This is a genomic window from Micromonospora sp. NPDC005710 (assembly GCF_040630995.1).
Classification (GTDB): domain Bacteria; phylum Actinomycetota; class Actinomycetes; order Mycobacteriales; family Micromonosporaceae; genus Micromonospora.
Genome location: NZ_JBEXYP010000031.1, coordinates 20,516 through 28,827 on the forward strand (window position 1 = coordinate 20,516; position 8,312 = coordinate 28,827).

7 protein-coding genes are annotated in these 8,312 nt (G+C 71.9%); 5 read left to right on the forward strand and 2 right to left on the reverse strand.

Features of this window, described 5'->3' with window-relative positions:
• Positions 1-229: 229 nt before the first annotated feature.
• The 3 genes from ABZ406_RS28575 to ABZ406_RS28585 all read left to right on the forward strand — a co-directional run bounded on the left by ABZ406_RS28575 (position 230) and on the right by ABZ406_RS28585 (position 5,370).
• On the forward strand, positions 230-1,012 hold the full coding sequence (locus ABZ406_RS28575; RefSeq protein WP_357768124.1) for a gamma-glutamyl-gamma-aminobutyrate hydrolase family protein: 783 nt from the start codon (positions 230-232) through the stop codon (positions 1,010-1,012).
• Positions 972-1,523 (forward strand): pyridoxamine 5'-phosphate oxidase family protein, encoded by a 552-nt coding sequence (locus ABZ406_RS28580; RefSeq protein ID WP_357768127.1) that lies wholly within the window; start codon positions 972-974, stop codon positions 1,521-1,523. Before ABZ406_RS28575 ends, ABZ406_RS28580 begins: the two co-directional genes overlap by 41 nt.
• A 193-nt stretch (positions 1,524-1,716) precedes the next feature.
• Complete coding sequence (locus ABZ406_RS28585; protein ID WP_357768130.1) at positions 1,717-5,370, forward strand: SpoIIE family protein phosphatase; 3,654 nt, start codon at positions 1,717-1,719, stop codon at positions 5,368-5,370.
• A gap of 41 nt (positions 5,371-5,411) precedes the next feature.
• Here ABZ406_RS28585 and ABZ406_RS28590 read toward each other — a convergent pair whose 3' ends face one another.
• Positions 5,412-5,726 carry an STAS domain-containing protein gene (locus ABZ406_RS28590; protein WP_357768133.1) on the reverse strand — a complete coding sequence of 105 codons (315 nt, stop codon included), beginning with the start codon at positions 5,724-5,726 and terminating at the stop codon, positions 5,412-5,414.
• A gap of 96 nt (positions 5,727-5,822) precedes the next feature.
• On the opposite strand from ABZ406_RS28590, the gene map reads away from it, so the two are divergent.
• The gene (gene map, locus ABZ406_RS28595) at positions 5,823-6,680 is read left to right on the forward strand and encodes a type I methionyl aminopeptidase (protein ID WP_357768212.1); all 858 of its coding nucleotides are present in this window, start codon (positions 5,823-5,825) and stop codon (positions 6,678-6,680) included.
• Positions 6,681-6,840: 160 nt separating this feature from the next.
• A complete protein-coding gene (locus ABZ406_RS28600) occupies positions 6,841-7,554 on the forward strand; it encodes a VIT1/CCC1 transporter family protein (RefSeq protein WP_357768215.1) in 714 nt (237 codons plus the stop codon).
• Positions 7,555-7,560: 6 nt separating this feature from the next.
• Here ABZ406_RS28600 and ABZ406_RS28605 read toward each other — a convergent pair whose 3' ends face one another.
• Positions 7,561-8,289 carry a nucleotidyltransferase domain-containing protein gene (locus ABZ406_RS28605; protein ID WP_357768218.1) on the reverse strand — a complete coding sequence of 243 codons (729 nt, stop codon included), beginning with the start codon at positions 8,287-8,289 and terminating at the stop codon, positions 7,561-7,563.
• Positions 8,290-8,312: the final 23 nt, after the last annotated feature.

Here is an 8,312-nt window from a genome sequence, read left to right on the forward strand (position 1 = left end):
GAGCGCGAGGAGTGAGCCGGGTTTGCGAGCCCCGCAGTCGCGAACGGTGCCAGCCCTGTGAGCGCGAGGAGTGAGCCGGGTTTGCGAGCCCCGCAGTCGCGAACGGTGCCAGCCCTGTGAGCGCGAGGAGTGAGCCGGGTTTGCGAGCCCCGCAGTGGCCGAACGGTGCCAGCCCGGTGAGCCGGGGCGTGTTTTGGAGTGTCCCGCAGTCGCGAAGGGGGTCGACTCTGTGCGGCCGCTGATCGGGGTCAGCGCGTACGTCGAACCCGCCGACTGGGCCGCCTGGCGGGGGGTGCGGGCGGTGCTGGTGCCGGAGGCGTACACGCGGGCGGTGACGGCCGCGGGTGGACGGGCGGTGGTGCTGCCGCCCGACGACGTGGACGCTGACGTGGTGGCGGTCCTCGACGGGTTGCTGTTGGCAGGTGGCGCGGACGTCGGCCCCGGGCGGTACGGTCAGCCGCCCGACCCGCGGACCGAGGACCGGCCGGACCGGGACGCCGGCGAGTTGACAGTGTTGGCCGCCGCGCTCGCTGCCCACCTGCCGGTGCTGGGGGTGTGCCGGGGGATGCAGTTGCTTGCTGTCGCGTACGGCGGTTCCCTGCACCAGCACCTGCCCGATGTGGTGGGTCACGAGGAGCACCGTCCGTCGCCCGGCGTGTACGGGGCGCACGCGGTGCGGTTCGCGCCGGGGAGCCTGGCCGCCTCGGTCCTGGCGGGGGTCGACCGGGTCAACTCGTACCACCACCAGGCGGTCGCCGACCCGGGCCGGCTCACGGTGACCGGTTGGGCGGGGGACGGGGTGGTCGAGGCGGTGGAGGACCCGGCCCTGCCGTTCGTGCTCGGGGTGCAGTGGCATCCGGAGAACGAGTCGGACCCGCTGCCGATCACGGCGCTGGTGCGGGCCGCCCGCCGGCGCGGGTGTGACGGAGATCGCTCCCGCCCGTCGGTGGCACCGGTGGAAGGATCGGCGCATGGGCAAGGTCTATCCGGAGATCGACAGTCGCCTGCGTGACTTCATCGAGGCCCAGCCGCTCTTCTTCGTGGCGACGGCCCCGTCCGGTGCCGAGGGGCACGTGAACCTGTCGCCGAAGGGCATGCGCGGCACGTTCGTGGTCCTCGACCCGCACCGGGTGGCCTACCTCGACTATCACGGCAGTGGGGCGGAGACCATCGCCCACCTGCGGGACAACGGCCGGATCACGCTGATGTTCTGTGCCTTCGACGGCCCGCCGAAGATCGTCCGACTGCACGGTCGGGGCAGCAGCGTCGCGGTCACCGACGGCGCCTTCGCCGATCGGCTCGCCGAGTTTCCGGCACCGCCGGACGTGCACGCCGTCCGGGCGGTCATCACTGTCGAGGTGGAGCGGGTCAGTGACTCCTGCGGATACGCGGTGCCACTGATGGACTTCCGGGCCGACCGCGATCTGTTAGTCACCTCACACTCCCGCCGCAGCACCGACGATCTGGTCGTCTACCGGGCCACCAGGAACGCGGCGAGCATCGACGGCCTGCCGGTCTTCTGACTCGTCAGGGCGCTCCGGCCACCGCCGTTCGACCTCGCCGTCCACCCGCACCGTCCGGTGCCCGACGGCCGAGACGTCCGTGAACAGCGTCCGTCGCCCCTGATGCGTTACGTTGCTGGTCCGCTGGGGTACAAGTCGGAGCACGGCGGGTGAAGATCAACGGTCGAGGGGTACGGCCGGGGCGGGAGGCTGCATGAGCTCGGCCCAGGGGGGCGCGGACTTCGGGCATCCAGCCCTGTCCAGCCGGCAGACTCCTCCGATGCTGGCGGCCGCGTTCTCGGCCGGCGGCGAGATGGGCGAGCGGCTGGCCTCCTTCGACTGGTCCTCCGAGCCGTTGGGCGGGCCGGCGCAGTGGCCCCCGGCGCTCACCAGCGCGGTCGGGATGATGCTCGCCTCCAGCGCGCCGATCGTCATGTTCTGGGGCGACGATCAGTTGGCCTTCTACAACGACGCCTATCGGCCGACCATCGGTGACAAACACCCGGACGTCATCGGCCAACCGGCTCGCGCGAACTGGGCGGAGACCTGGACGGCGCTCGGTCCGCTGCTCGACAGCGTCCGGCAGAGCGGCCGCTCCTACCGGGGCGAGGACCATCCCTTCCTGATCAACCGCCACGGCTTCGTCGAACAGACCTACTTCGACATCTCGTACGACCCGATCCGCGGTGACGACGGCTCGGTCAGCGGCGTCTACTGCATCGTCAGTGAGACCACCGGGCGGGTGCTCGGTGAGCGCCGGCTGCGGGCGCTGTCCGAGCTGGCCGCCGAGTTGAGCGACGTCGGCAGCGCCGCGCACCTGGGCGGCACCGCCGCCGAGGTTCTCGGCCGGCACCGGGAGGACGTGCCGTTCGCCCTGATCTACCTGGCCGACGACAGTGACCAGCTCACCCTGGCCGGTCACACCGGCGCCACCCCGCCGGACGCCGACGTCGCGTCGCGGCTGCTGGCCAGCTTGGACGACGCCACGCCCACCACCGTCGACGTGGCCGCTCTGCTCGACGCTCCGCCGGTCGACGCCGCCGATCAGGCCCTCGTGCTGCCGCTCACTGCCACCAACCAGACGGTCGGCGTGCTCGTCGTCGGCGTGGCCCGTCAGCTGCCGCTCGGCGACGACTACCGGGACTTCCTCGGCCTCGTCGCCGCCCAGCTCTCCCGGGCGGTCGGCACCCACCGGGCGTACGAGCAGGAACGGGCCCGCGCCGCCGAGCTGGCCGCGCTGGACCGGGCGAAGACCAACTTCTTCGCCAACGTCAGCCACGAGTTCCGTACCCCGCTGACCCTGGTGCTCGGCCCGCTGGAGGACATGCTCGCCGACCCGGAGCTGCCCGCCACCGTGACCGGCCAGCTCACCATGATGCACCGCAACGCGTTGCGCCTGCTCAAGCTGGTCAACACAGTGCTGGACTTCTCCCGGCTGGAGTCCGGTCGGCTCGCCGCCCGCTACCAGCCCACCGACCTCGCCGACTACACCGGCCGGCTGGCCAGCACCTTCCGCTCGGCCACCGACCGCGCCGGGTTGCGCCTGGTGGTGGACTGTCCGCCGCTGTCGACACCCGTCTTCGTCGACCGGGACATGTGGGAGAAGATCGTCCTCAACCTGGTGTCGAACGCGGTCAAGTTCACCTTCGACGGTGAGATCCGGGTGCGGATCCGAGCCGTGCGGGGCGGAGCCCGGCTGGAGGTGACCGATACGGGCGTCGGCATCGTGCCCGACGAGCTGCCGCACGTCTTCGAACGGTTCCACCGGGTGCCCGGGGTGCGGGCCCGCAGCCACGAGGGCACCGGCATCGGCCTCGCCCTGGTTCGCGAGTTGGCCGAGATGCACGGCGGTGAGGTCGGGTTGACGAGTCAGGTCGACGAGGGCAGCACCTTCACCGTGACCGTCCCGTTCGGCTCGACGCATCTGCCGGCGGACCGGGTCGTGGCGTTCGACCAGCGGCCGGTGGGTGAGCCCGAGCAGGCCCGACTCTTCGTGGCGGAGACCGCGCTGTGGGTGGGTGTCGCGCCGACACCGGTGTTGGACCGTCAGCCGGAGAAGGAAACCTCGGCTGGCCGGATCCTCGTCGTCGACGACAACGCCGACCTCCAGGAGCACGTCAGTCGGCTGCTCTCCCCGACCTGGGACGTGGTCACCGCCACCGACGGGCTCGAAGCCCTGCCACTGGCTCGCGAGGGCGGGTTCGACCTGGTGCTGACCGACGTGATGATGCCCCGGCTGGACGGGTTCGGCCTGGTCAGCGCGCTGCGCGCGGACCCGCGTACCCGGCATGTGCCGATCGTGCTGCTCTCCGCCCGCGCCGGCTCCGCGGAGGCCGTCGCCGGTCTCGCCGTCGGCGCCGACGACTACCTCACCAAACCGTTCTCCGCGCAGGAGCTGATCGCCCGGGTGCGCGCCAACGTGGAGCTGGGCCAGCTACGCGGGCAGATCATCCGCCGACTCCGGGCGCTTGCCGACGCGGCGGTGGCGGTGAACACCGCCCGATCCACCACCGACGTGCTCCAGGTCGCCGCCCGGCACGCGTTGAGCCTCGCCGAGGCGGCCCGGGTGATGGTCACCGCGGCCGAGGCGCGCTTCGAGGCGGACGGCGGCGGCACCACCGCCACCGACCCGTCGTTCGTGGCCCCGCTGACCGGCACCGCCGGCAGGCAGCTCGGTGAGTTGCAGGTCTGGCGGACCGACGGCGACGAGGCGCAGGCCGACGACGCCGCGCTGACCCAGTTGGCCCGGCTCGTCGGGGTGCGGCTGGAGAACGCCCAGCTCTACGAGGCGGAACACCGCATCGCCACCACCCTGCAGCACAGCCTGCTGCCCCGGTCGTTGCCCCACCTGCCCGGCACGGTGCTGGCCAGCCGGTACCTGCCCGGCAGCGCCGAGGTCGAGGTCGGCGGCGACTGGTACGACGCGATCGCGCTGAACGGCGAGGTGGTGCTGGTCATCGGGGACGTGGTCGGCAAGGGCGTCGGGGCCGCCGCGGCGATGGGGCAACTGCGCAACGCGCTGCGGGCGTACGTGCTCGAGGGTTTCGACCCGGGTGAGTCGCTGACCCGGCTCAACCACCTGGTCGGCTCCACCGAGGGGGGCTCCTTCGCGACAGTGGTCTGCCTGCTGTTCAACCCCCGCACCGGTCGGCTGCGATACGCGAGCGCAGGTCACCCGTCCCCACTGTTGATCGCCGGAGGCGACGTGGTGTTCCTGCACGACCGGGCGCTCGGTCCACCGGTCGGCGCCCTCCCCGGCATGACCTACGACACGGCCGAGGGCGAGTTGCCGGCCGGCACCCGACTGCTGCTCTACACCGACGGGCTGATCGAGGACCGCCAGCTCGGCATCGACGCCTCCCTGGCCCAACTCCGCGTCGACGCGGCCACCCCCAGCGAGCATGTGGTGGACCTGATCGACGCGGTCGTCGAGCGGGTCACCGGACGGCCGCGCCGCGACGACGTGGCGGTCCTCGCCCTGGAGGCGACGGAGCTGAACCGCTTCGCGCTGCGGCTCCCGGCGGACCCCACCCGGCTCAGCGTGCTGCGGAAGCGGTTGGAGGACTTCCTGATCGCCCACTCCGTCGGCGAGACCGACCGGTTCGACCTGACCGTCGCCGTCTCCGAGGCCGCCGCGAACGCCATCGAGCACCCGATCCACCCCGCCGAGGCCATGATCAGTGTGCAGGTGGCCATCGAGGATCGGGCGGTGACGGCCACGGTGCGCGACAGCGGGCAGTGGCGGGAGTCGACCGGGTCCGGTTTCCGCGGCCGCGGTCTGGCTCTGATCAAAGCGCTGGGCGAGCTGTCGGTACGGCGTACCGACGAGGGCACCGAGGTCACGCTGCGCCGGCAGTTGCAGGACTGAGCGCGCCCGACGGGGCCCGGTCGGGACGTGTGACGTCGCCCTCAGGCCGGATCGAGCCAGCTCTGCTCGCCGAGACCGGAGATCTCCAACACCCGGCGGACCTGCCGGGACGGACGAACGGTGAGCTTTCCCGGGAACTGCTGGGCCAACCGGACCAGGGCGTGGATGGCCGCCGAGTCGAAGAAGGTGACAGCGCTCAGGTCGAGAGTGATCTCCCGGGCGGGCTCGCGCAGCGCCGTCTGGAGCATCGTGTCCGCGGTCGCCATGTCGACCTCACCGGCCACCACCACGTGGAGGTGGTCACCGTCGATCTCGGCGCTCGCGGAGAAGACGGGCGGTGCTCCCCCTTGATCCACGCTGACACCATGGCACAGCCACTCTGGCTGGGCAACAACCTCCAGCGGGCGGCCGTGGCGCGGGTCACCGGCGGCCCCGGCGATAGGCTTGACGGCATGACCGTCCGTCCGCCGCTGACACCGGGCACGCTCTCCCCGATGCGACAGGTGCCACCCCAGATCGCCCGACCGGAGTACGTGGGCAAGCAGCGCCCCCGGGAGTGGCGTGGCTCGCACGTGCAGACGCCGGAGACCATCGAGAAGATGCGGATCGCCAGCCGGCTCGCCGCCCAGGCGACCCAGCTCGCCGGCGAACACTGCAAGCCCGGCGTGACCACCGACGAGATCGACAAGGTGGTCCACGAGTTCCTCTGCGACCACGGCGCGTACCCGTCGACGCTCGGCTACAAGGGCTTCCCGAAGTCCTGCTGCACAAGCCTCAACGAGGTCATCTGCCACGGCATCCCGGACACCACAGTCATCCAGGACGGCGACATCATCAACGTCGACGTCACCGCGTACATCGGTGGGGTGCACGGTGACACCGACGCCACCTTCTGCGTCGGCGAGGTCAGCGACGAGGCCCGGCTGCTCGTCGAGCGGACCCACGAGGCGATGATGCGCGGCATCCGCGCCGTCGCCCCCGGCCGCCAGATCAACGTCGTGGGTCGGGTCATCGAGTCGTACGCCAAGCGGTTCGGGTACGGGGTCGTCCGCGACTTCACCGGCCACGGCATCGGCGAGGCCTTCCACAGCGGCCTCTACGTGCCGCACTACGACAGCCCGCGCCCCACCGACATCATGGAGCCGGGCATGACGTTCACCATCGAGCCGATGATCACCCTCGGCACCTACCAGTACGACATGTGGGACGACGGGTGGACAGTGGTCACCAAGGACCGGAAGTGGACAGCGCAGTTCGAGCACACGATCGTGGTGACCGACGACGGCCACGAGATCCTGACCCTCCCGTGAGCGCGAGGAACGCAGCGAAGCGAAGTCCCGCAGTCGCGAACAGCAGCAGGCGCCGTGAGCGCGAGGAACGCAGCGAAGCGAAGTCCCGCAGTCGCGAACAGCAGCAGGCGCCGTGAGCGCGAGGAACGCGGCGAAGCGGAGTCCAGCAGTCGCGGGCGCCGTGATCGACACCCCGGCGGCGCTGCGCGAGGCGCACCACGCGGACGTCTCCGGCGGCTGGCTCCGCCCGGCCGTCTTCGGCGCGATGGACGGCCTGGTCACCAACATCGCCCTGATCGCCGGCGTCGGTGGTGGCGGGGTGTCGCCGCGCAGCATCGTGCTCACCGGCAGCGCCGGCCTGGTGGCCGGGGCGATCTCGATGGGGCTCGGCGAGTACACGAGCGTGCGCTCCGCCAACGAGCAGGTCGCCGCCGAGGTCGCCAAGGAGCGGCGGGAACTGGAACGGCACCCCGAGGCGGAGGCCCGGGAACTGGCCGACGCGTGGGTGGCCCGGGGCCTGCCCCGCGACCTCGCCACCCAGGTCGCCGAGGCGGTGCGGCGCGACCCCGAGGAGGCGCTGCGGGTGCACGTCCGCGAGGAGTTGGGCGTCGACCCCGACGACCAGCCCAGCCCGTGGGCCGCCGCGATCTCGTCGTTCGTGTTCTTCTCCGTCGGCGCGCTGGTTCCGCTGTTGTCGTACCTGCTCGGCGCCACCGAACTGTGGCTGGCGCTCGCCGTCGGCGGGCTCGGGCTGTTCGCCGCCGGTGCCGTGGTGGCCCGGTTCACCAGACGTCCCTGGTGGACCAGCGGGCTGCGCCAGCTTCTGCTCGGTGCCGCCGCGGCCGGCGCCACCTACCTGATCGGCTCGCTCATCGGCGTACCCGGCGGGCTGTGACACGCCTCAGATGCTGAGCAGCTCGTCGACAGTGCCGTCGACCGCACGACCACGAGCCGCCAGCTCCTCGGCCTGCCGGGCCAGCACCACGCCCACCTCGGTCATGTCCGCACCGGCTAATGCGGTGCGGCGCACCGCGTCACCCGGGTCACGGAAATAGGTGCGACTCAACAGACCCGTCACAGTTGCCGCCGCCAGTCGGGCCTCACCGAGCATCAGCAGGGCCTGATCGGTCTCGTACCACTCGGCCAGCCGCGCCGCCCGGGAGTGCGCCGCACTACCCCTGTACCACGCCTGCCGGGCCGCGGTGCTGAACTCCGCCGGCCGCGCCCGAGCCAGCCGACCCAGATGCTCGTCGCGCAGCGTCCGCAACCAGCCCGTCGGATCGTGCAACGCCTGCGTGGTGACGTACCGGTCGGCGGTCAACGGCCACAGCGGGGAGAGCACCCGGGCCTGAGCCAGGTAGTCCTCGGCCGAGGCCACCGTCAGATCGACGAGCACCCCGTCCACCCGTCGGGTCGCCGGCGGCGGCCCGGCCCCGGGCCGATAGGTGACCACGAGCATCCCCGCCTCCCGGTCCCCGCCGCCGTCGTCGTCACCGTGCGCCAACGGCCCGTGCACAGCGATCGCGAGCACATCAGCCGGAAACCGCCGCCGGACCGCCTCGGCCACCCGCTCCGCGACAGTCCACCGTCGATCGTCGAGGCCCCGGTCGACACCAGCCCGCTCACTCACTGGGCCAGCTCTGTTCGCGGCTG